Here is a 23,572-nt window from a genome sequence, read left to right as displayed (position 1 = left end):
CTCATCGAGATTTGTGAAAAGTGTAGGTTTGACCCCAAAAAAGAAGAGGAGGTGGGGCATGCGCGCCCTTGTCAAGAACCCGGTTCTCATACTCATCGTTACCCTGTCCTGGTTCGCCGTGGGCACCGGCATCTGCCGTGCGATGACCGAGGATGAGGCGAACAACATCCAATTGTACGAACAACTCGCTCCGGGGGTCGTGAACATCACGAGCACCGTTCTCGAACGCGACTTCTTCTTCAATGTGGCGCCTCGGGAAGGCAGCGGGTCGGGCGTCGTGATCGACGGCAAGGGGTACATTCTGACCAACAACCATGTCATCGCGGATGCGGAAAAGCTCGAAGTGACGCTGGCCAACGGCAGGAAGTACACCGCCAGGCTTGTCGGCACCGATCCGGACACGGATGTCGCCGTCGTGAAGATCGAGGCGCCCAAGGAACACCTGGTCGTGGTTCCCATGGGCTCCTCGGACAACCTCAGAGTCGGGCAAAAGGTCCTTGCCATCGGAAATCCGTTCGGTCTGGGACAAACGCTCACCTCGGGCATCATCAGTTCGCTGGGTCGGAGCTTGCGCGCCGGTGACGGCAGTCTCATGGAAGACGTCATTCAGACCGACGCCTCGATCAATCCCGGCAATTCCGGCGGGCCCCTCATCGATTCCTCCGGCAGGATGATCGGGATCAATACGGCCATTTTCAGTCCCACGGGGGCCAGTATCGGGATCGGATTCGCGATTCCCATCGATACGGTCAAGGGCGTTCTCAAGGATCTGATCGAGCGGGGCTATTACGCCTATCCGTTCCTGGGGGCCACCCTGATGACGCTGACCGCGGATTCCGCAAAGGCCTTGAAGCTGCCCGTCGAAGCGGGGGCCATGCTGGTCGACCTGGCGACCGGAGGGCCGGCTCAAAAGGCCGGACTTCGAGGAGGTTCGACACGCGCCCAGATCGGCAACAACATCCTGATCGTCGGCGGCGACATCATCGTGAAGGTGGATGGACAGCCGGTGACCGATGCGAATCAATTCCTCCGGTATATCCGCAAGCTCCGTCCGGGGGATCGCATCAAGCTCGAGGTGGTTCACTGGAAGGGCGGTCGCGACACCGTGACGGTCACGCTCGGGGAGCGTTCGAGCCGGAGCCGGCGCTCCAAAAGCTGATCCGGCCGATGGTCCGGATCGATGCCTCATGGAACCGGGCAGAATGCAGCCCGCGTGGGAACGGGGGCGTTGCCAGTCATCCCGGCGCAGAGCGATCGTGTGCGCCCGGGTCCGGGAATCGAGCACGAGGCGCCCTGCCCCTTCAAGGTTCGCGGGGAAGGGCTGTTCCGTATCGCCGGGTTTGATTCAACACGCAGGGGGAGTATCTCAATGGCGGCAAGTTCAACTCATGGTAAGAGTCACCGTCCGAAACCGCTGGTCTTCGTGGTGATGGACGGCATCGGATATCGCGAAAACCAGCTCGGCAATGCGGTTGCGCAGGCATACACCCCGAATCTGGACTGGCTGCTCCAAAACTGCCCGTATACCCTGCTCAAGGCTCACGGCACCGCCGTGGGACTGCCCTCCGACTCGGACATGGGCAACTCCGAGGTAGGGCACAACGCCATCGGGGCCGGGAGGCTCTTTCCTCAAGGGGCGAAGCTGGTCAATGAAGCCATCGCTTCGGGGCGGATTTTCCAGGGCAAAGGTTGGCGCCGCCTGGTGGATTTCGCCCAAGCGCACCGCGGCACGTTCCATTTCATCGGGCTCTTCTCCGACGGCAACGTGCACAGCCACCTCGACCATCTCAGAGCCATGCTGCTGCACCTGGCATTCGAGGAAAAGATGCCGCGGGTCAGGGTCCACATCCTGCTGGACGGCCGCGATGTCGGGGAGACCTCCGCTCTCGAATACGTCCTTCCGTTCGAGAAGTTCCTGCGGGACATCAACACGCGGGCAAACGCGGATTACCGCATTGCCGGCGGAGGCGGGCGGATGAAGATCACCATGGACCGCTATGAAGCCGACTGGGACATGGTGCTCCTGGGCTGGAAGACACACGTGGCCGGCGAGGGCCGCGCCTTTGCCTCCGCCGAAGAGGCCATCCTGACCTACCGCCGGGAAAATCCCGGGGTCATCGACCAGGATCTGCCTCCTTTCGTCATCGCCGACGAAAGCGGACCGGTCGGGAGAATTCAGGACGGCGATTCCGTTGTTTATTTCAACTTCAGAGGGGACCGCGCCATTGAGATCACGCGGGCCTTCGAGGAGAAGGACTTCAAGGTCTTCGAGCGCGACCCGAACCCGCATGTGTTCTACGCCGGGATGATGGAATACGATACCGAGCTGCACATTCCCAGGAACTACCTGGTGGAACCGCCCCGCATCGAGCACACCATGAACGAATACCTGTGCGCCCGCGGGCTCCGCCTGATGGCGATCAGCGAAACCCAGAAATTCGGCCACGTGACCTATTTCTGGAACGGCAACCGTTCCGGCAAGATCGACGAGCGCCTGGAACAATACGTCGAGATCCGCTCGGATAAAGTCCCGTTCCAGGAACGGCCCTGGATGAAGGCGGCGGAAATCACCGACCGTGTGCTCAGGGGCATCCGGTCGCATCGCTACGACATGATTCGCCTCAATTTCCCAAACGGGGACATGGTGGGGCACACGGGGGTCTTTCAGTCCGCGCGCATCGCGGTCGAGGCCGTGGACTTGAGCCTGGGCCGCATCATGGCCGCCGCCAGAGAGGCCGGAGGCATCCTGGTGGTCACCGCGGATCACGGGAACGCGGAGGAAATGTACGAGACGGACAAGGCCGGAAACGTAAAACGCGGGCCGAACGGGGAACCCCGGGCGAAGACGGCCCACACGCTCAACCCCGTGTGGTTCATCGTCTACGACACGTCCGGGACAAGGACGGTCCGCTTCAACCCCGCAATCGAAAAACCGGGGCTCACCAATATCGCGGCGACTTGTTTCCAACTGTTGAACCTGGCGCCGCCGGAAATGTACGATCCGCCCCTTCTGGAGAACTGAATCCGAGGTGCGTTCAAAATGACGCAGCACCTGCCCATCGGAAGGTGACGCGGGAGGAAAAACCCCGCCCCTTGTATGTTTGCTGCGACGGCAGGGGCAAGGGTATTGGGACCGTGGGCTGCGCTGTCTCAGCGGATGAGGAATCGCGGCTTGAGTTGTCAAGGGACTTGAATGATACTGAATTCAACGGCGATGCGGAGGAGAAGCCGCCCGCCCGCTTACATGAAGTCACTTTCAGGAGGATTGTGAGAAGATGGACCGAGTCGACGTCGTCATCGTGGGCGCAGGCCCCGGGGGGCTTGCCGCCGCCATCAGGGCCGGTGAGCTTGGGTTGAGCTTTGTGGTTCTGGAAAAGGGATCGCGTGTTCTTCAGGGCATCCTCGACACCTACCCTCGAGGCAAGAAAGTCTACCCCACCGTTCCCAAAGGTGAAGAACAACCTTTCGGAATTACGGAGCTCCAGCCTGCGAACGAGCCGGTCGAGGACTACTTCGCACGGGTCGAAACCTGCGTGAAGGAGCGCGGCTTGCAGATCCAATATGGTCACGAGTTCCAAGGTTTTGTTCGTGAGAAGGGTGGATTTGCCGTGGATGCGGGCAAAACCCGGTACAGCGCTTCGGCGGTGATCCTGGCCTTCGGCAGCAACATTCCCATCGATCTCGGCGTTTACGGAGAAGCCAAGATGGTGGCCCGGAACCTGGGAAACCCGGAGGAGCATATCGGCGCGCCGACGCTGGTGCTGGGCGGCGGCAACGCCGCCGCCGACGTCGTTTCCACGCTGTCCAAGACCAAGCGGGATGTCGGTGATTCGACACCCGTCTACTGGGGCCACCGCCGCGAGCATTTCAAGGTGGACAAGGATGTCGCGCGCGATCTCGGTGAAGAGATCCTCCTGGGCGGCAACATCAAGATCCTGCAGGGAACCGTCCCGCGCATCGGCGAGGTGGACGAGGAAGGGGTCGAACGCCTCATCATTCAGACCCAAAGCATTACTCTCCCGCACGGCGTCGAAATGCAGCAGGGCATGAGCTTTCCCATGAAACATGTCATCGCCTGCATCGGCACCCAGGGCCCCTCGATCATTTTCGACCGTCTCGGCTTGCAGCAGATCACCTGCACCGAAGGGGTCTGCAAGATCGGCAGGGAAGGCGCAAAGCTCGTCATGCTCAATTCCTGCTTCCAGACGAGCGTGAAGGGAGTCTACGCCATCGGCGGTGCCATCAGTCCGGCTTATCTCCTCGTCGAGGAGGAGGGCGCTCTGCGTGAGAAAAAGCACTCGAATCTCATCTTCAAGGCGGTTCAGGATGGAGTGCATGCGGCGGAAGACATCGCGGGGCGACTGAGCAGGGCCTAGCCGTGCGGCAGGATCGACGCGGCGTCGGGGATTCCCGTGAGACGGCGTTCCCGGGTCGGCTTGAGCGGGATTGAGGAGCATGCCCTGAAAAACATCCCAACCGCGGACCGCATCCTGTCGGATGCCGGTCCCGCGGCAAACAGGCCGCCGCCGATCCTCGATGCGGCGGACCTTTACGGCGTTCGCCGCCAAGGAGTCGCGAGCTTATGGACGAGCACAAGCCCAGAGTTCTTCTGACCGGCGCGACGGGATTCGTCGGCGGTCGGCTGCTGCCCAACCTTGTTTCCAACGGCTTTCAGGTCCGATGCCTGGTGCGGTCGGCCTCCGGGTTCGCCGGATCGTTGCCGCCGGAAATCAAAGCGGAGCCGGTGGAGGGCGATCTCCTGAAACCCGGGACCTGGGAAGCCTCCCTGGATGGAATGGACGTCGCCTTCTACCTGGTCCACTCCATGGGAGGACGAAACTTCTCGGAGATCAAGTCTTTCGCCGAACGGGATCAAAAGGCGGCGACACATTTTCTGAAGGCCGCGGAAGCCGCCGGGCTCTCCCGCATCATCTACCTCGGAGGTCTCGGCGAACTGGGGGATTCCCTCTCCGAACATCTTGCCAGCAGGCAGGAGGTGGGCCGGATACTCCAGTCGGGTAAAGTCCGCACGACGATTCTTAGGGCGGCGAACATCATCGGCGCCGGAGGCGCTCCGTTTGAGATGCTGCGCTACATGGTGGAGCGCGTTCCGGTGATGATCTGCCCGCGATGGGTCGATACGCCGTGCCAGCCCATCGCCATCTCCAATGTCGTCGATTATCTCGCGGGCTGCCTGCAGCAGGAGGACACCGCCGGGCTGAGTTTCGATATCGGAGGCCCCGACATCATTTCCTACCGCGAGCTGATGCTGATTTACGCGCGCGTGCGGGGGCTTCGCCGGCTTGTCGTGACGGTTCCGGTGCTTACACCGCGCCTTTCGGCATACTGGATCAATCTGATGACGCCCGTTCCGGCCGGGGTGATCATGCCGCTGGTGGAGGGGCTAAGGAATACGGTCGTCTGCAGGGAGAACCGGATCAGGGATCTGGTGCCGGCGCGGCTCGTCTCCATGGAAGAGGCCGTCTGCACGGCGCTGGCCGAAACCGAAAAGGGGCCGGGCAGGCTCCCGTCCACTCAATCGTGTTTCAGGCGGCTGTAGGATTCCATGAACACCCCAAGCACCGTTAAGACGCCTGAGCGGCCTCATGCTTCCGATCGGCTCAACGTCAAAGCAAGCACGGAAAGCAGTGGTTTTCAGTGTTGCGGGGGCATGAAAATTTTTACTGTCAAAGTTGTGAATGCTCATCGAATGAACGGGGTTTGCAGGAGACCGTAATGGGGTCACGCAACTGTTGCAGGATGCTTTTTCTTACACTGTTTTTCGCAGGCATTTTTCTTTCCGGAAGCGTTGCCATGGCCATAGAAGAAGCCATGTACAAGGTTTTGGAAAAAGGCAAGAATTTTGAACTCAGGCAGTATGAGCCTCACGTGGTGGCTGAAACGATCGTCGAAGGGAACTTCTCGGAAGTCGGCAACGAGGGGTTCCGGCGCCTTTTTGGCTACATTTCCGGCAAGAACCGCAGCAGGAGGTCCATTTCGATGACGGCCCCCGTATCTCAGGAGGCCGAGTCCGAAAGAATCCCAATGACGGCTCCGGTGAATCAGGAAGTCGAGGGGAACAAGTGGCGGATCACTTTCCTGATGCCTTCAGGATACGCGCTGGAGACCCTGCCCGCACCCATCGACCCGAGGGTGAGCTTGAGGGAAGTGCCGGGGCGGCTGATGGCGGCGATCAAATATTCGGGTACCTGGAGCAGAGAGCGCTATGAGGCGAAGAAGGCTCTCCTGGAAAAAGCGATTCGGAAGCGCGGGCTCAAACCGGTCGGGGAACCCATCTTTGCGCGATACAACGCTCCGTTCACTCCCTGGCTTTTGCGCCGCAATGAGGTGGTGATACCGGTTGACATGCCCAAATAGACGGAAGCGCTGCACCCGACCGGTCTGAAGGGGCTCTTTCGAGCATGATCGGGAGGGCGGACTGAGGATGTGGAGCGTTGATAACAGTGGCCGCACACCCGACCCGGTGAAATCAACCAACCGCAGTTCAGTTTCTGGCGGACAACCGGTATGGAGCACGAACTAACAACTTCCATCAGCCTAGGTCTGAGCATTGCGGACGCATTCGGATTCTTTGCCGATCCGTCAAACCTGGAGAGGATCACTCCCCCGGAGCTTCATTTTCGCATTGTCACGCCACGGCCCATAACCATGACCGTGGGAACCCTCATCGACTATCGACTCCGCCTGTTCGGGGTCCCCTTCGGATGGCGGACCAGGATCTCCGCCTGGGACCCCCCACGCCGTTTCACCGACGAACAGCTTCGCGGGCCCTACCGGGTCTGGCGGCACGATCATTTGTTCCACGAGGCAAACGGAACGACGACCGTCACCGACGCGGTTCGCTACGCCCTGCCCCTGTGGCCGGTGGGGGAAATCGTCCATCCCCTCGTTCTCGCGCAACTGAGGCGCATCTTCCGGTTCAGGCACGAAGCCGTCGCCCGGTTCCTCACCCACGGGCTCCAATGAGCTCGAAAGGGCTCACCACGCCCCCCGGTTCTCGGGTCGGATGTGACAAGCAATATAATTATAATAATTGAATCGGAACGCTTGCCAATCAAAGTCCAGGTGATTAAAAACTTTCGCACAGAGAAAGTTTTCCTTTCCTGCTTCGCGCGCGAAACTCGGCGTCAATCAACCCCAACCATAAAGAACGACAAAAAGGAGGATAGCCATGGCAGACGTTTCAACCCCCAAGGGAAGAACGCAGTTTGTCTGGGTGAAGGACAAGGCCGGCAATGAGTTCGTGTGTCCCATCGATGCGCTGAAAGATGCCAAAGAGGCCTCGCCGGAAGAGTTGAAAAACTGTGTCGATGATGCCAAGAGCCCTCAGCCTTACGCGGGAGGGTAGCTCCACCGGCAACGACATGGGCGGACTCCGAGAGGAAGCTCGTCCATCGAGAGAATCGAAGAATACCTGGCGTTATTGCTGAGCTTGCAGTGTCCGGCTGACTGCCGGACACTGCAAAGTTCAGCCGACAGGCGAATTCACCCGCTCACTGCAACACCGCAAAGAAACTCCTCTTCCGCCAAGTCACCGCAAGAATACCACTGTGTCCGGTCCTCGGGCCGGCATTTCCGGCATGAAAGCCACTAGTCTTGCTCCAGGCGCTTCCCCGCCTCTTCGGCGAGCTCGACCAGGGTAGCGATTTTTCCTTTCGGCTTGTCGTTGAGGTATTCCTCCCACTGCCGGGGCGAGAGTCTCGCCTTGAGGCAGGCTTCCACGGGAAAATAAGGCTGCCAGCAGATCACGATTCGCCGGCAGGGAAGGTCCCCTCCCTCTTTCAGGCAATAGACCAGGGGCACTTCCCCGCCCAGCCGCGGGCATCTGAGGCGCAGTCTTTCCAGTATTCCGTCTGTTCCCACCGTCGATCTTCTCCTCGCGGCCAATGGGGTTCGGAAGGGAGACGCGGGGCCGGCGGTCGTGGAGGCGGCCGGCCCGGGAGCCCTACGGTTTTGGATATCCTTCGATGGATTTCAGGGCTTCCCGGATCTCCTCGTCGGTCAACGCGTGCTGGGTGAGCTTCCCGGAGAGGAAAGCGTCATAGGCCGGAAGATCGATGATCCCGTGGCCGCTCCAGTTGAAGAGGATGACCTTCTCCTTGCCTTCCTGCCGGGCGAGCTCCGCTTCACGGACCACCGCCGCGATGACGTGGTTGGTTTCGGGAGCGGGAATGAACCCCTCGGACTGGGCCCATTTCAGGCCGGCGGTGAAGGTTTCGATCTGGTCGTAGGCCTGGGCCTGGACGATTCCTTCCTTGACCAGGTGGCTGACGATCGGGGCCATGCCGTGGTACCGGAGCCCGCCGGCGTGGATGGAGGCCGGTATGAAGCCGTGCCCCAGGGTATACATGGGCAGGAGCGGCGTCGTCATGGCGGTGTCGCCGAAATCGTAGGCGAACGGTCCGCGCGTCAGGGTCGGGCAGGACGCGGGCTCCGCGGCGATGATGGAAACCTCCCTGCCATGAATCTTGTCCCGAACGAAGGGCAGGGACAGTCCGGCGAAGTTGCTTCCTCCTCCCGCACAGCCCATCACCACGTCGGGGTATTCGCCGATCTTTTCGAACTGTCGGTGGGCTTCCAGGCCGATGATGGTCTGGTGCAGCAGCACGTGATTCAAAACGCTTCCCAGGGAGTACCGGGCGTTTTCGTCCCCGACGGCGTCCTCGATGGCTTCGCTGATGGCGATGCCCAGGCTCCCCGGCGACTCGGGATCGTCGGACAGGATTCTCCTCCCCGCACGCGTGAAGTCGCTGGGGCTTGGAATGCACTCGGCCCCCCACGTGGACATCATCATGCGCCGGTACGGTTTCTGGTCGTAGCTGATCCTGACCATGAAGACCCTGCATTGCAGGCCGAACATCCGGCACGCCATGCTGAGGGCACTGCCCCACTGCCCGGCCCCGGTCTCGGTGGAAATCCGCCGGATGCCGAACACCTTGTTGTAGTAAGCTTGCGGAATGGCCGTGTTGGGTTTGTGGGAGCCGGGCGCGCTCACCCCTTCGTTCTTGTAGTAGATCTTCACCGGAGCGTCGAGCAGCTTCTCGAAATTGCGGGCACGACAGAGCGGAGTGGGTCGCCACAGGAGATACTTTTCCAGGACCGCTTCGGGAATATCGATCCAACTTTGGGTGGAAACCTCCTGCTCGATCAGGTTCATGGGAAAGACAGCGGCCAGGTCCTGCGGTTCCACCGGTTTTCCCGTTCCCGGATGCAGCGGCGGATGCATCGGAGTCGGCATATCGGGGAGTATGTTGTACCATTGCCTGGGGATTTCGTTGTCGGCCAGAATCACCTTCACCTGTTCCATTTTTCTTTTCCTCCCTGACGAGTCGATGTGCTGCAAACGGTCCGTGATCTTCTGCAGCGCCGGTTTCCCGGCGCATGGGGACGGTCTTGCGGTCCGGACGGGCTTCCACGGAACTCGGACGTTTCCGGGAAGAGAAACACCCCGCCGCTTGCGGTGCGGCCGCTGTCGAGGCGAACGAACGTACGGGAGATGGAGAGCTGGGGAAGAGCACCGGACTTGTCGTCAATCGGCGGCCAACCGCCTCGGGCCGGTATCGCGACTCCCGACCTGTTTCGGCTTATACCCGATCTTTGGGTATTTTGTCCGAATTTTTCGAGGCAGCCGGAATAATCTTTCGGCGCGGTCCACGGTCGTCATGCGGCAATCCTCCTGCCGGTCCCGCTCATTTCACCCGTGTTCCGAGGACATAGACCCGTTCCGCGTGGCGAAGGGAGCCCGGAAGGGCGTCGGGAGGGCCGGGAACGACGAGGAAGGTGGCGGCGCGGCCGGCCTTGACCTCTCCGACGACGGATTCGATACCGAGCAGGCGCGCGCCGTTCAATGCGGCGCACCGAATCGCGTCTTGAATGGAAAAGCCCGCTTCCATGAAGAGCTTCAGTTCCTCGGCAAGGGCTTTCCCATGATGAATCCCCGGGCCTCCGGCATCGGTTCCGGAAGCCACCGGGACGCCCAGTTCGCGGGCGCGGCGCAACTGCTCCAGTTGATGGTCGAGATTTCTCCGGGAGATTTCGGCCTCCCGGCTCCCGGAAAGCGCCTGCTCGGCAAAGGCCTTCATGGTGAATGCCGTCGGCACCCAGAACGTCTGCCGGTCGGCCATCCTTTCCAGGTTCTCGAACCCCATGAAGAATCCGTGCTCGATGGAATCGCAGCCAGCCTCGACGGCCAGCCGCACGGGGATTTTCCCATTGGCATGGACCATCGTCTTCAATCCTCCCCTGCGCGCGGCCGCCACAGCTCCGGCAAGCTCCTCGCGCCCGAACTGAGGAGGGGTCTCCCGGCCGAATTCGTGCAAGCTGTTCAAACCGGAATTGACGAGCTTGACGTGATCCGCCGCCTCGCGCCTCGTCGTAATACACTCCGCGAGGCTGACTCCCTCCCTGGGCGCTCTCCCGATGAGCTTCCCGTAACGGCCCGGGGAGTGCCATGCCGTGCCCGGGCTTTTGAGCGCCACGGGCAAGTCCGGACACGGCAGGTGCTCGATTCTGTAACGAAGGCTGTGCGCCGCCCCGTCTCCGCCATCCCTCACCGCCACAATGCCGCAGGCCAGGTGTGCGAGAAGCCGCTCCCGGATCAGCGGCACGGCCTCGTGGTATGGCAGGCAGAGCTGGCGGTTGCGTATCCGCGCGTCGTCCGTGCCGGACATGGCCAGATGCACATGGCAGTCCACCAGGCCCGGCAGGACGGTGCAGCGTGAGAGATCCGCGCCCGACGGTTCCCGTGGACCGGGCTCGCCGCGGCACGCCGACGTGACGGACACAATCGTCGCGTTTTCCACGCAGACCAGCATGTCCCTTTTCGGGGGGCTTCCGGTGCCGTCGATGAGCCACCCCGCGGTCAGTCGCAGGAGTTTTTCCATGACAAGCCAATCGTTAGGAGGTGAAAGGATCAGCGTCTGTCCAGCACTTTGCGAACGATCCTTGCCAGGTCGTCGATCACCAGAGGTTTCATGACAAACTGCCGGATGCCCGCGGCCTTTGCGACATCCTCGTTCAGCCGTTCACTGAAGCCCGTGCAGATGATGATCGGCATGTCGGGCCTGATGCGCAGGCATTCCCTGGCCAGGTCGATGCCGGTGAGGTTCGGCATGGTGTGGTCGGTGATGATGAGGTCGAACTGGTCCGGCCGCTCGAGAAAGTCCTCGAGAGCATCCGTGCTGCTGGTATGGGAGCTCACCGTGTAGCCGAGGTGGGTGAGCATTTTGTCAGCCACTCTGGCCAACTCCACCTCGTCGTCCACGAAAAGGATTCGCTCCCTGCCGGAAGGGGATTTGCCGGCGGGCCGTTCAGTCACGGACTGGCGGCGCTCGGTCCTGGGAAGGAACACATGGAAAGCGCTGCCCTTTCCGAGCTCGCTCTCCACGGCGATCACTCCCCCCAGGTTCTTGACGATGCCGTGGACCACGGCAAGTCCGAGGCCGGTTCCCTCCCCCTGGTCCTTGGTGGTGAAATAGGGGTCGAAGATGCGTTCCATAATGGATGCGTCCATCCCTTGTCCCGTGTCTCTCACGGTCAATCTCAAATAGGGTCCGGGGGTGACTCCCCCGCACTGGGCAACGGCACTCTCATCGAGCTCGGTGTCCTCCATGGTTACGGAGAGCACGCCTCCTTTTTCCCGCATGGCATGATGTGCGTTGGTGCAAAGATTCATGACAATCTGGTGGATTTGAGACGGATCCGCGATGACCACCCCCGTGTTCGAAATATTGCGACTGATCTCGATGGTGCTGGGCAGGGACGACCGGAGAAGCCGCAGGGCTTCCTTGACAATAAGGCTCGCCTGCACGGGCCTCAGCTCGTATTCGCTGTGACGGCTGAAAGCGAGGATCTGCCTCACCAGCTCCTTTGCGCGATGCCCTGCCTTCAGGACTTCCGCAAGGCTTTTCTCGGCGATGTCGCGGTTGTCGATCTTGAGCATGCCCATTTCCGTGTAGCCCAGGATGATTCCGAGGATGTTGTTGAAGTCGTGGGCGATCCCTCCGGCCAGAGTGCCTATCGCCTCCATTTTTTGGGCCTGCCTCAGTTGCCGCTCCAGGCCGACTTCCTGTGTCACGTCGCGCTGCACGGCGACGTGGTTGGTGATTTTGCCCGAAGCGTCCCGCACCGGGGAAATGGTTGCCTCGACCTCGAAGAGCGAGCCGTTCTTCTTCCTGTTGATAAAGCGCCCGGCCCAGGTCTCACCTCGCGCAAGGGTGTGATCAACCTGTTGGTAGAAATCCTTGCTGTGTTTGCCGCTGGCAAGGATGCGGACGTTCCGGTGGAGCGCTTCCCCCTTTTCATACCCGGTGATTCTCTCGAAAGCCGGGTTGACGTACTGAATCGTCCCCTCATGATCCGTGATGAAGATCACTTCCGCGGCCTGTTCCACCGCGGAAGCCAGGCGAACGCGCTCCTCCTCCGTCTTTTTCCTGCCGGTAATGTCTTCGATAATCCCCATGCCCCCTATGATTCTGCCCGTGTCATCGCGGACCGGCGCCCCCGACAGATTGACATCGATCACCGTTCCGTCCTTCCTCTTACGGCGCGTCTCCAATGCTGTGTAGGCCTGCCCCTGCAACAAGGCGGTGAAGTAAGTGTTGAATTCGGCTTCGATCTCCGGAGTGAGAGTGGGCAGAGGCTTGTCGACGATCTCCTCCCGGCTCCATCCGAATATCCGCTCGGAGGCCGGGTTCCAAAGTTTTACCGTTCCATCCGGAGCGGTGATGTTGATGCCCAGGGGCGATGATTCGATCAGGGCGTTGAGCAACTGATTGGTTCCCCGCAACGTCTTTTCTGTCTGTTCCCGCCTGTTTTCTTCCCGGATGATCGCCCATGCCTTCGCCATGGAATAGGCGTAGATCAGGCTGGCGGCCATCAGTATGACAACCATGAGAAGCCAGCGGTTCCGGAAACCTTTCATGAGGGCCAGAACCTCGTCCTCGGGCGTGGACACCACAATCGACCAGAAGGTGTTCGCCATATGCACCGGAAGGAATACCGCGTGTCTTGTGATGACTTCGGTTCTGCCGTTCTCGACGATCTCGTCGCTGTACGTGGTCACGCCCTCTTCACCCTTGAGCATCTTCTCGACCATGGAAATGACGGAAGGAAAACGGGAGGAAGCCTCGAAAACCGAACTGCCCGTGCGTCCCGCCACCGGCGAATAAAGCTCGGTCCCGTTTCGGCTGATGATCCACGCATGCCCGTTCGCGCCAATCTGGATGGGGGCCAGGTATTCCTTGGTGAGCTTCTCGTACGGGATAAAGATTCCGATACTGCCCCGAAATTCTCCCTTGTGACGGATCGGAACGTGCAGGGCCATCGCCCGGACCCCCTGCACGGCTGTAAACACATCGCTCAACGTCACCTGCCGGGTGAGCATCAGGTCCCTGATATGCACCTGGTCGGAGAGATCCGCACCGATCACGCCTTCCGTGTAAGGCATCGTGTACATTATCCGGCCGTCGGCATCCACGCGGGTGATCGCGGACATGCTCTCGCTGTGCTCATAATAAAGAAGTGCCAGGATTTGTCTGCCCTCTTCATCCAGGTTGATGATGTGCTCTGATTTCGAAAGGAACGCCAGCATATTCAGCTTGCTTTCGAAATAGTCTTCGATCCCTCTTGCCGCCTGTCGGGCATGGGTCATCTGCTGAGCATTCAGCTGATCGATGGTTTTCGTCTCGACTTCGCTATAGGCGGAGTAGAGCACATACCCGGTCAACCCAACCAGAATCACAAACACGATGAAGCGACCGATGATTTTCATGTCACTGTCCAGGACTGTATTCAAGAATGGTTCGTTTCTTGGAATATGCTTGCAACGAATAATTGGAGTAAATCTGAAAACGCATAAATTTTCAAGATGTTTTGAATGCAGAAACAAAGGGGCGAATCAGGTCGCCACTTCGGCGAAAACCTGCGCGGTTGTCGGGCGGAACGACATTACCGTTGTGCCCACCTCGAGTTAGCTGCGCTTCATTCGGTTTGCCGCCCGCAAATCATTTTGGGAAACATGTAACCAGTTAGGGGCGCTGTATAAGTCAGTGACCCGCAAACAATGTTTATATACTTGTTTTTGCTTGATAAACATCATGGTCGAGCCTATCATCGATTTTGACGATAACCGCATGATCAGCGCAGACGCTCTCTCCCGGCTGTTTCGGGAGAGAGTGGGAGCGGAGGCTCAATGACTCAAAAGGACAAGACCAGAGCGGCAACTTTGTCGGTATTGTCGAATACGGCCCTGACGGTGTTGAAGCTGGTTGTGGGGATCATGACGCAATCGGTGGGCGTCATTGCGGAAGCGGTGCATTCGGGTCTCGATCTTCTCGCCGCCGTCATCGCCTGGTTTTCGGTCAGGGCATCCGGGAAGCCGGCGGACGACAGGCATCGTTACGGGCACGGCCAAATCGAGAGCGTTTCGGGCGTGGTCGAGGCTCTGCTGATCTTTGCAGCCGCGGGCTGCATCATCTTTGAAGCCTTGGAGAAACTGTGGAGCGATCATGTGGAAATCGAAACCCCGGGGCTGGGGGCCGCGGTCATGGCCGTTTCGGCCATCGTCAACTATTTCGTGTCCCGACACTTGTACGATGTGGCCGAAGCGACCGACTCCCTGGCTCTGAAGGCCGACGCGCTCCACCTGAGAACGGATGTCTTCACCTCCGTGGGCGTGTTTGCGGGGTTGGTCGCGATCGAAATCACCGGCATGAACATACTGGATCCTTTGGCGGCGCTGCTGGTGGCCGTGCTCATTTTGAAGGCGGCCTATGACCTGGTCGGGAACGCCGTCCTGAACATACTCGAGGTGCGGTTGCCGGATCACGAGGAAGAAATCATAATGGCCGCCCTGGACGAAAACTCCAACAGGTTCGTGGAATTCCACAAGCTCAGAACGCGCAAGTCCGGCAGCACCCGGCACATTGACATGCACCTGGTGGTATCGCGGATGACGTCGGTGGAGGAAGGGCACCGGTTGAGCCACTTGGTCGCCGGGAGCATCCGGGAAAGGCTGCCCAACTGCGAGGTGCTGGTACACATTGAACCGTGTGGGAGCCGGTGTGAAGAGTGTCGGGCAGACTGTCCGACGGCGAGCGTGTCGCCTTGGCGGTGAGCTTGTTTTCCCGGCCGGACCGTTCCGGGAATGGGCTTTCTTGAGAATGCCCCCGCCGACGGAGCGGGATGCTATGCGGAGCCCTGCGCCGTTCTCCGGATATCCCATTCCGTTCCCGTCCCGGCCGCCGATCCGAATCCGCTGTCCCGCAGGGGGTTTCATGCCGTCCGCCGAGGCATTAGGGAGTGGAGCGACAGGTTGGAAGAGAGGGGGTGTGACCGCCTCGGGGAATTCTTGATCGAATAAGCACAAGCAGTTGATTTCTTTATTCGAGTGGTGTAAAAAGAACAACCTGTTCAATCGTCTCTGGCCGGAACTCCCGCTCGGAATATATCTCAGTGAAGGCTTTACCCCGTCCGTTCCATGTCCATTCGGCCTCCGAGAGTATCCTGAACGACAGCACGAGTGCCCTTGCCGGCGTGCCGCAGGGCAGTGGAAGCGAGGTGAATCCAATGACCGGGACCCGCTTGTGGAGTCTGAGGAATCTTCTGATCGTCGGCCTTCTGTGCGGTGCCGTCGGAGTCTTCGTCATGCTGGGTCCCCCCGGTCTGCTGGCCAAGTCCGAAACCCCTTTGTTCTGCGCTTCATGCCATGTGATGGAAACGGAGTTTGAAGCCTGGTTCCGGGAGGGGGCGCATCGGACGATCCGGTGTGTCGACTGTCACCTTCCTCACCAGAACGTTGCCACTCACTACGTCTGGAAATCCATAGACGGGATGAAGGACGTGGTGTTTTTCTATTCCGGCACAGTTCCCGAGATAATCAGCCTTTCGCCCCGCGGCCAAAAGGTCCTGCAGGCCAATTGTGTTCGGTGTCACGAGTCGATTGTCTCGAACATCGACAACGAGCGTCAGTGCTGGAGTTGTCACCGACGATTGTCGCACATCCGGAGCGGCGCCATCGAGACACGGTGATCGCCCCGGGGCGCCGGGAGTGACTTGGATTGCATGGGAGAACCGTCATGTTGCCAAAGAGAAACGGAATCGTCACCGGGCGCGGTCTTCCGACCGTTTTCTTCCTCCTGATTCTTGCGGGCGCCGCCCTTATGCCTCTCGGGTGCCAGCCCACCAAGCCCGAGCCGGTCAAGACCGTCGTCATCCCTGACGGGACCATCGACCCGGAGTTATGGGGCAAGGCCTACCCCGACGAATACCATTTGTGGAAGAAAACCGAGGAGCCGGAGCCGCCGGGCAAGAGCAAATACAAGAGGGGATTCGATGCAGACCGGCCCACCTACGACAAGCTGGCCGAATATCCGTACATGGCGCTCCTTTTCGCCGGGTGGGGTTTCGGGGTGGAGTACAACGAACCCCGGGGGCACGCCATGATGCTCCGGGATCAGCTCGAAGTCGATGCCACGCGCGTCAAGGCCGGCGGTGTGTGCCTGTCCTGCAAGACGCCCTATGCCCCGGGGCTCGAGAAGGAATTGGGGCCGGACTACTACAAGCTTCCCTTCAAGGACGTTCTCGCCAGGATTCCCGAAAAAGACCGGAATCTGGGCGTGGCCTGCATCGATTGCCACGACAACAAGGACATGTCGCTCAAAATCTCCAGGGGTTTCACCCTCGTGCAGGCTTTGAAATCCATGGGGACCGAGCCGGAGAAGCTATCCCGCCAGGAATTGCGGTCGGTGGTGTGCGCCCAGTGCCACGTCACTTACAGCATTCCCAAGGACAAGGACATGAATTCCGTGGGGTTGTTCTTCCCCTGGCAGAACAGCAAATGGGGCAGGATTACGATCGAAGACATCATCAAGAAGCTCCGGAGCGATGACTCCCTGAAAGAGTGGAAGCAGACGGTGACCGGGTTCAAGCTCTCCTTCATCCGGCACCCGGAATTCGAGCTGTTCTCGAACGACAGCGTTCACTGGAAGGCGGCGGCTTCGTGCGCCGACTGTCACATGCCCTACACCCGGTCCGGCGTCTTCAAGATTTCGGATCACCGTGTCATGAGTCCCCTCAAGAACGACCTGCGCGCGTGCGCCCAGTGCCACGCTCAGGGGGCGGAATGGCTCAAGCAGCGCGTCATTGCCATTCAGGACCGGACCGTGTCTCTGATGCTGCGTTCGGGTTACGCCACCGCCACGGCGGCCAAGCTGTTCGAAGCCGTTCATAAGCTCAGGGAACAGGGAAAACCGATCGACCAGGATCTCTACGACAAGGCAAAGGGCTTTTACGAAGAAGCTTTTTACCGAAGCGTGTTTATAGGCGCTGAGAATTCGGTGGGATTTCACAATCCGCCGGAGGCCATGCGCGTCCTCGGCGACTCCATCGCCTTCGCGGTGAAGTCCGAGGGATTCCTCAGGCAGATCCTGACCAAGGCGGGAGCCGAGCCGCCTGCGAAAGTGCCGCTGGAAATGGCAAAATACCTGGATGACCGCGGCACCAAGAAGCTCAAGAGTGATCCGTCCATCGAAATCAAGGATCCGATGAACCTGCAGGATATGTTCTAGCCTCCGCCTGTCCGGCGGGAGGGCGTGCGGCGGCTCCCTGCAGTTTCGTGAAGTTTGTCCCGCGCCGTTTTCAATGCAGTTTCTCATGATGCCCGCCTCACCTTCGGCGCATCGAGAATCGGAGTGTTCAAGGTGACTTGGAACGAGACGCGACGTCATTGTAAAAACATGAAATTTTTCAATGTTCACTTGACCGGAATCCGCCGGATCATGTAAAGTACTGGACATTCCCTGAAACAGAGTTGCGGCGAGATGATCCCGGCCCCTCCAGGGAGGGGGGCAAAGCACGAAATCCGGGGTGGGATCGGGGTTTCGGATGCGGGGGAGGTTTAGAAAATTAGCTCGGGCACAAAGAATCACGTTTGGCTGAAGCTTACGATGCTGCTGCTGATCGTCGGCGGTCTTTCCGTTCTGTTTTGCAGAACCGACCTGTTCAAGTTTTTCGTCAGCAGGCAGAGCATGGCGAGCTTTTTGGATTCGCTGGGTTCCTGGGGCTTCCTCGGGTTCATCTCCCTGCAGGCCCTTCAGGTTGTCGTGGCTCCCATTCCCGGGGAAGTGACGGGACTGCTGGGAGGATATCTGTACGGTCCCCTGGTGGGAATAGTCCTTTCCACCGTGGGGTTGACCGTCGGCTCGTTCACCGCTTTCGCCCTGTCACGAGCCCTGGGCCGGCCCTTTGCGGAAAAGTTCGTGCCCAGGCCCGCAATCAATCGTTTCGATTACCTGCTCAAGCATCGAGGGCTTTTCCTGGTTTTTCTGCTCTTCCTCATCCCGGGAATTCCCAAGGACTACCTGTGCTACATCCTGGGGCTGGGGCAGATCACGACGACGGAGTTCCTCTTCGTGGGTACGATCGGCCGGTTTTTCGGGACGATCCTGCTGTCCCTTGGAGGCAACTTTCTGCGGCTCGAGCAGTATTCGCGTTTTTCAATCCTGGTGGCGGCGGCCCTTTTGGCGATACTTGCCGCGATGCTGTGCAAGGATAAGCTCGAACGCCTGTTTGCGCTTCTGCATGCCAAAGCCATGCACGCCAAAGCCATTCAGGCGAAAGCCATGCAAGCCAAGGCTCCGCAAGTCCACGGCGCCAACAAGTAACCGAACGCGTCGCGCAACGGCCCCGTTCCGTATAACCCGCGGTCCTCACCGATCCATTTCACACGAACCGGTGTTCCAGATTCATGATGTCCCTGTAAGGGATGACTCCCTGGATTCTCTCGTTTTCGTCCACGACGGGGAGAGCCCGGAAGTTGTACCTGGAGAAAAGCTCCGCCGCCTCGTGCAGGGTATCTCCCGGACTGAGGGTGATGACCTCGGTGGTCATGATATCCTCCAGCTTGTCGTCCATGCTCGCCTGGAGCAGTTCCTGTATGTCCATGACTCCGAGCAGGGTATTCTGCTCGTTGACGATGTAGAGGTACATGATCACGTCCTTGTCCATCGAGCTGTGGCGATACTGCCGGATGGCCTGCCCCACGGTAGTGGTGGGCAGAAACTTCAGAAAACGCGAAGTGGCGAGATTCAGGATCGTTTCATAGTGCTTGCTCAAAAGCGACTCGATCTTCGCGGCTTTTTCCGTGTCCATCAGCTTGAGTATCTCGTCCGCATCGGCCGACGGCAGAATGGCCAGCACGTCGGCTCCCTGGGCCGGCGTCATTTCATCGATCAGTTCGGCCACGCGCCCCTTTTCCAGGGAGGAAATCAGAGTCCGCTGCACACGGGGCTCGATTTCCTCCAGGGTGTCCGAAGCCTGTTCCGTGTCGAGTTCCTGGAAAATGGCCAGGCGCCGGCTCTCATCGAGCTCCTCGAGGATGTCGGCGAGGTCGACGGGGTGTATTTCGGGCAGCTTCTCCTGAAGAATGTTGAGCTTGACGTTCCCTTTGAAACTGCCGATGTTTTCCGGCAGCGGCTGCACGTAGGACCAGGAAAGCGTTTCTTTCTTGAATATCTCGGCAAGGCTGTAAATCAGCCTGGCCAGCCATCTGAGGTGCATTCGTTTGAGCAGCCCATACTTGCTGAAGTCCACATCGGTCACGTAGAGTTTCTTGTTCCGCAGGACGAGCTTGACATCGTAAACGACGTCGATCTCCCGGTCGTCCATGTCGATGACTTTCTTGTCCAGGATGTGGTCTCTCAGGAGAACCTGGGATTCATGGGGTTCACCTTCGTAATGCTCGATGCTCTCAAGATCGACCAGGATCTCCCTGGGGGCGAGCTGTACCACGTCCGCCCAGGGGATCAGCAGGGATTTGTGGCCGAACGGCCTGGCCACGACGAAGTGGGTGACCTCGGGGAGCTTTTCATGTTCCCAGATGGCAATGTCCTCGAGCTTCCCGATCTTGTGGCCGTGGCAGACAACCTTCGACTTGATGAGGTCGCTCAGAAAGAAGACCGATTCCGTGGAATCCCGGTTCCTGGCATTGGTGGTGTTCATTGTCGGACCCCGTGTCAAAGGATGGTGATGAATTTGTAGACAAACAGACAGACCAGCACCACGAGGTAGATCCTCAGCGCGAACAAAGCGATCCTGACCGCCCCGGACATTTCGATACTGGGGGTCTCATACTTCCGGTTGATCTCGCGTATGGTTTCGGCCGCGTCCGATAGGTAGTGCTTCAGCATGACTCACCTGCCGTCCCGTTCAGTTGAACGCATCCGGGAAGAGAATGGTCACTCCGTAAAGGGTGGACAAAATGATGATGCCCACGGAGATGGTCGTGCAGATCAGGTTCTGCCAGAGGGTGTTCGTGTATTCCCCCATGGTTTTCTTGTCGTTGAGGAGCAGGATGAGAAAGACGAGCGCCGCGGGCAGCAGCGTGACGGCGACCACCTGCACGAAAAGCGTGATGAGCACCAGGGGCGCTTTGGGGATGAGGACCACCAGTCCCGCGGAAAACAGGGTGATGAAGTAGTTCCCGTAAAACCACGGCGCTTCCTTGATCTTGTAGTTGAGCGAATGGGCCCAGCCGAATACTTCGCCGAAAGCCCAGGAACTGGCCAGTGAAATGCAAATAGCCCCGAGGAGGCCGGCGTCGAACAGGCCGATGGCCATGAAGGCCCCGACGTACTCATTGGTTTTCATGAGCATTACCGAAGCCTGGGCGGCACTCTCGATCTCGACGCCCCGCAGCACGGTGCCGGTGACGATGATGATGAAAACGGCCACCACCACCGTGAGCACCGCGCCGAACAGGGTGTCCGTCCGTCCCCACGGGATGTCCTTTTCTTTCATGCCCTTGTCCACCACGGCGCTCTGCTGGAAGTAGATCATCCAGGGCGCGATGGTCGTGCCGATGTTGGCCATCAGGTAGAAAAACAGCTCGTTGCCGAAGCCGCCGGGCAGGTTCGGGATGATGCCCGTGTGAATGATCTCCGACACCGACGGCTTCACGATGAAAGCACCGGGAATATAGATGAGATTGATGGCGCAGAAGAACAGGGAGATCTTCTCCCAGGTCCAGTAGCGGCCATGAATGACCATGATGGACATGAGCGAGCAAACGGCCAGCACGGTAAGGTAGGGGGGAACGCCGAAAATTTCGAGTGCGGCGGTCATCCCGATGAACTCGGTGACGAGCGTGAGCCAGTTGAGCAGGATCAGGTCGAGCAGCGAAAACCATCCCCAGAAAGACCCGAATCCCATGAATACGGCTTCGGCATGCCCCCGCTTGGTCACCACGCCGAGGCGCATGGTCATCTCCTGGACATAATAAGCGATCGGAACCAGGATAAGGAGAAACCAGATCAATCCATAGCCGTATTTCGCTCCCGTAGCCGCATAAGTGGTGATCCCTCCGGCATCGTTATCGGCCACCATGACCACGATCCCCGGGCCCGATATGATGAGAAACAGGCGCACCGCTTTCCAAATCCGGCGGTACTCGTAATACAGCTTCGAGAGACTCACCATCGTTCACCTCTTCGGCACTCCCGGCCGATCCGCGGGCGCGGGCAGCAATCCCCGACACTCCGACGACGACGGGCCGGCGGGCGCACGGCAAGCCGCGCTTCAATCGGGCACGCAGCCCCGGATTCCGCCGGACCCGGCCTCCGATCCACCCGACCGGTCGTGATCCCGCATCGACCGTTCTCGACGCGGGACGAAACGGCACGCAAATACGATCTTTCGCCGGAGTGGACTGCTGTCAAAGATTCGTGAGGGAAAGTTACGGTGAAATGCCGTCAGATTCCCTGCTTCGCCTCATCGCCGCCCGTTGTGCGGGAAGGCGGCCAAAGCAGGAAAGAGGATCGCTTCAGCGGACCTGTCGCGCGGGCGGCCGTTTGTCTTCTTTCGAGCTGCAACTGTGACCTTCCAAAGGTCGATAACCTCCTGGTCGTAAGGGGCCCCGGAGCAGACAAAAAAAGCCATGGGAAATCCCACGGCCTCAACATGCCGACTCTTCATTTCCCCACTCGTAGACTTTCGGCAGTGCACAACGTAGGTTTTCGAAGAACCAGCTACCTCGGGTAAAGCCTTATGCCGACCATACCTTGTCTACCCATTGGCGTCTTTCGACATTTCTGGGCAGCAGCCTGTGTTTGTGCAAACGCCTCATGCTAACGAGGAATTTTCCTTTTCATGCACCAATCAACAGGCGTTGTCAACGATATTTGCGGACGGTCTCCCGCTCGTCCCGCAAACCGCCGCCCGACGGCGAAAACCCGATGTCCCGTTCGCCAATCCCATACTCTTTTCCGCGCCTTTCCAGCGGCCCGGAGCGGTTTTACACTTCCCAGACGCCGGTCGGTCATGTATTGAATACCCTGTCGAAAGGCTCCGTTTGATCCTCCCCCTGGCCCGATTCCCACGCAAGGGAATCCGGTCGGCTTCCCCGACGCTGCCGTACCGGGGGCGTGGCAAGCAAGCCGTTGAATGTTCAACCCTTCTTTTTCACGGTGTGTCTCCTCCGGATACACCGGACAGGAATGAGGCGCGGACGAGCTTATGGACGAGATCGGAAGAAGGCTTCACATCACCCGTTTGCAGTCGGGCGGACTGATCACCAATTACTACTGCAGCTCCAGGTGCGCGCATTGTCTCTACGCTTGCAGTCCGCACTGGGAGAAGCGTTACATCAATGACGAGACGGCGCGCATGAATCTGAAAAAGATCGTGAGCCTGGGATGCCGGGAAATCCACGTGGGAGGAGGGGAACCCCTGCTCGACCCGCGAGGCCTGGCCGCCGTGCTGCGCATAGCCGCCGAGGAAGGCGTCTATGTCGAATACGTGGAAACCAATTCGTCCTGGTACAGGGATCACGAATCCGCGGTCGAAATCCTCACCGAACTGAAAAAGAACGGCCTGTCGACCCTACTCGTTTCCATCAGTCCCTTCCACAACGAGCACATTCCTTTCGCCAGGGTGAAAGGGACTATCGAGGCGTGCAGGAGCGCGGGGGTATCGGCTTTCCCGTGGACCGCGGATTTCTATCGGGAGATCGACGCGCTGGACGACAGGATTCCGCATTCGATCGATGAGTACGCGCGCAGGTTCGGCGCCGACTACCTGAAGATGATTCCCTCGCGCTACTGGATACACATGGGGGGGCGCGCCCTGAAGACTTTCGAGGACATTCTCGGCAAGAGAGAAGTGGGCTACCTGCTTTCCAGGAACCCCCGGGGTTGCTCGGAGCTCCACGATACCAGCCATTTCCACCTTGACCTGTTCGGGAACTATATCCCCGGGCTTTGCTCGGGCCTTGCGATTCACAGGGATGATCTGGGAACCGAGCTTTCCCCGGAAGATTACCCGATCCTCACCACCCTCTATGCTTCGGGCATCAGGGGTCTGCTCGAGATTGCGGAGAAGCGTTACGGTTTCAGCCCCGGCCCGGGTTACCTGTCCAAGTGCCACCTGTGCCTCGAGATCAGGCGATGCCTGGTGACGGGGAAACACATCGAAAGCAGAGAGCTCCAGCCCGAGGGTTTCTATTTCAACCTGGATTGACACAGGACCGACGGACGGGAGCAGGCCCCGCAACGCGACA

Annotated in this window: 19 protein-coding genes and 1 riboswitch; of the genes, 12 read left to right on the top strand and 7 right to left on the bottom strand. The window is 59.5% G+C overall.

Annotation, left to right across the window (positions count from 1 at the left end; genetic code table 11):
• Window positions 1-58 precede the first annotated feature (58 nt).
• The 7 genes from SFUM_RS12470 to SFUM_RS23355 all read left to right on the top strand — a co-directional run bounded on the left by SFUM_RS12470 (window position 59) and on the right by SFUM_RS23355 (window position 7,369).
• On the top strand, window positions 59-1,159 hold the full coding sequence (locus tag SFUM_RS12470) for a S1C family serine protease (protein WP_011699260.1): 1,101 nt from the start codon (window positions 59-61) through the stop codon (window positions 1,157-1,159).
• 210 nt (window positions 1,160-1,369) lie between these two features.
• The gene (gene gpmI, locus SFUM_RS12465) at window positions 1,370-3,022 is read left to right on the top strand and encodes a 2,3-bisphosphoglycerate-independent phosphoglycerate mutase (protein ID WP_011699259.1); all 1,653 of its coding nucleotides are present in this window, start codon (window positions 1,370-1,372) and stop codon (window positions 3,020-3,022) included.
• 253 nt (window positions 3,023-3,275) lie between these two features.
• Entirely contained in the window at window positions 3,276-4,376 is a 1,101-nt protein-coding gene (locus SFUM_RS12460; RefSeq protein WP_011699258.1) for an NAD(P)-binding domain-containing protein, read from the top strand.
• A 206-nt stretch (window positions 4,377-4,582) separates the two neighbouring features.
• On the top strand, window positions 4,583-5,560 hold the full coding sequence (locus SFUM_RS12455; RefSeq protein ID WP_011699257.1) for an NAD(P)H-binding protein: 978 nt from the start codon (window positions 4,583-4,585) through the stop codon (window positions 5,558-5,560).
• 176 nt (window positions 5,561-5,736) lie between these two features.
• On the top strand, window positions 5,737-6,378 hold the full coding sequence (locus SFUM_RS12450; RefSeq protein ID WP_011699256.1) for an SOUL family heme-binding protein: 642 nt from the start codon (window positions 5,737-5,739) through the stop codon (window positions 6,376-6,378).
• A 150-nt stretch (window positions 6,379-6,528) separates the two neighbouring features.
• On the top strand, window positions 6,529-6,987 hold the full coding sequence (locus SFUM_RS12445; protein WP_011699255.1) for an SRPBCC family protein: 459 nt from the start codon (window positions 6,529-6,531) through the stop codon (window positions 6,985-6,987).
• A 205-nt stretch (window positions 6,988-7,192) separates the two neighbouring features.
• Window positions 7,193-7,369, top strand: coding sequence for a hypothetical protein (locus SFUM_RS23355; protein ID WP_167321346.1), 177 nt, complete (start codon window positions 7,193-7,195; stop codon window positions 7,367-7,369).
• A 242-nt stretch (window positions 7,370-7,611) separates the two neighbouring features.
• Here SFUM_RS23355 and SFUM_RS12440 read toward each other — a convergent pair whose 3' ends face one another.
• The 4 genes from SFUM_RS12440 to SFUM_RS21820 all read right to left on the bottom strand — a co-directional run bounded on the left by SFUM_RS12440 (window position 7,612) and on the right by SFUM_RS21820 (window position 13,792).
• The gene (locus SFUM_RS12440) at window positions 7,612-7,884 is read right to left on the bottom strand and encodes a hypothetical protein (RefSeq protein ID WP_011699254.1); all 273 of its coding nucleotides are present in this window, start codon (window positions 7,882-7,884) and stop codon (window positions 7,612-7,614) included.
• A gap of 82 nt (window positions 7,885-7,966) precedes the next feature.
• Complete coding sequence (locus SFUM_RS12435) at window positions 7,967-9,328, bottom strand: TrpB-like pyridoxal phosphate-dependent enzyme (RefSeq protein WP_011699253.1); 1,362 nt, start codon at window positions 9,326-9,328, stop codon at window positions 7,967-7,969.
• A gap of 382 nt (window positions 9,329-9,710) precedes the next feature.
• Window positions 9,711-10,904 (bottom strand): amidohydrolase family protein, encoded by a 1,194-nt coding sequence (locus SFUM_RS21825; protein WP_011699251.1) that lies wholly within the window; start codon window positions 10,902-10,904, stop codon window positions 9,711-9,713.
• Between the two features lie 29 nt (window positions 10,905-10,933).
• Entirely contained in the window at window positions 10,934-13,792 is a 2,859-nt protein-coding gene (locus SFUM_RS21820; RefSeq protein WP_049766368.1) for a hybrid sensor histidine kinase/response regulator, read from the bottom strand.
• Between the two features lie 420 nt (window positions 13,793-14,212).
• Between SFUM_RS21820 and SFUM_RS12420 the strand changes: the two genes are divergently transcribed.
• The 4 genes from SFUM_RS12420 (at window position 14,213) to SFUM_RS12400 (ending at window position 18,683) form a co-directional block, all read left to right on the top strand.
• The gene (locus SFUM_RS12420; RefSeq protein WP_011699249.1) at window positions 14,213-15,136 is read left to right on the top strand and encodes a cation diffusion facilitator family transporter; all 924 of its coding nucleotides are present in this window, start codon (window positions 14,213-14,215) and stop codon (window positions 15,134-15,136) included.
• A gap of 452 nt (window positions 15,137-15,588) precedes the next feature.
• Complete coding sequence (gene nrfH / locus SFUM_RS12410; RefSeq protein WP_011699248.1) at window positions 15,589-16,050, top strand: cytochrome c nitrite reductase small subunit; 462 nt, start codon at window positions 15,589-15,591, stop codon at window positions 16,048-16,050.
• A gap of 131 nt (window positions 16,051-16,181) precedes the next feature.
• Window positions 16,182-17,588 carry an ammonia-forming cytochrome c nitrite reductase subunit c552 gene (locus SFUM_RS12405; protein WP_150109651.1) on the top strand — a complete coding sequence of 469 codons (1,407 nt, stop codon included), beginning with the start codon at window positions 16,182-16,184 and terminating at the stop codon, window positions 17,586-17,588.
• 378 nt (window positions 17,589-17,966) lie between these two features.
• The gene (locus SFUM_RS12400) at window positions 17,967-18,683 is read left to right on the top strand and encodes a TVP38/TMEM64 family protein (RefSeq protein ID WP_011699246.1); all 717 of its coding nucleotides are present in this window, start codon (window positions 17,967-17,969) and stop codon (window positions 18,681-18,683) included.
• A 58-nt stretch (window positions 18,684-18,741) separates the two neighbouring features.
• Here SFUM_RS12400 and SFUM_RS12395 read toward each other — a convergent pair whose 3' ends face one another.
• The 3 genes from SFUM_RS12395 to SFUM_RS12390 are packed head-to-tail and all read right to left on the bottom strand — an operon-like array spanning window position 18,742 to window position 21,495.
• Entirely contained in the window at window positions 18,742-20,019 is a 1,278-nt protein-coding gene (locus tag SFUM_RS12395) for a magnesium transporter MgtE N-terminal domain-containing protein (RefSeq protein ID WP_011699245.1), read from the bottom strand.
• Window positions 20,020-20,033: 14 nt separating this feature from the next.
• On the bottom strand, window positions 20,034-20,207 hold the full coding sequence (locus SFUM_RS23145) for a hypothetical protein (protein ID WP_153307212.1): 174 nt from the start codon (window positions 20,205-20,207) through the stop codon (window positions 20,034-20,036).
• A 19-nt stretch (window positions 20,208-20,226) separates the two neighbouring features.
• On the bottom strand, window positions 20,227-21,495 hold the full coding sequence (locus SFUM_RS12390; RefSeq protein WP_041440447.1) for an NRAMP family divalent metal transporter: 1,269 nt from the start codon (window positions 21,493-21,495) through the stop codon (window positions 20,227-20,229).
• Window positions 21,496-21,986: 491 nt separating this feature from the next.
• A riboswitch (M-box (ykoK) riboswitch) is annotated at window positions 21,987-22,157 on the bottom strand.
• Window positions 22,158-22,530: 373 nt separating this feature from the next.
• Here SFUM_RS12390 and SFUM_RS12380 point away from each other — a divergent pair.
• Window positions 22,531-23,532 (top strand): radical SAM protein, encoded by a 1,002-nt coding sequence (locus SFUM_RS12380; protein ID WP_011699243.1) that lies wholly within the window; start codon window positions 22,531-22,533, stop codon window positions 23,530-23,532.
• Window positions 23,533-23,572: the final 40 nt, after the last annotated feature.

The sequence above is a fragment of the Syntrophobacter fumaroxidans MPOB genome, from assembly GCF_000014965.1.
GTDB classification, from domain to species: Bacteria; Desulfobacterota; Syntrophobacteria; order Syntrophobacterales; family Syntrophobacteraceae; genus Syntrophobacter; species Syntrophobacter fumaroxidans.
The sequence above is the reverse complement of the archived record's forward strand: the minus strand, read 5'-3'. Positions and strand labels throughout refer to the sequence as shown.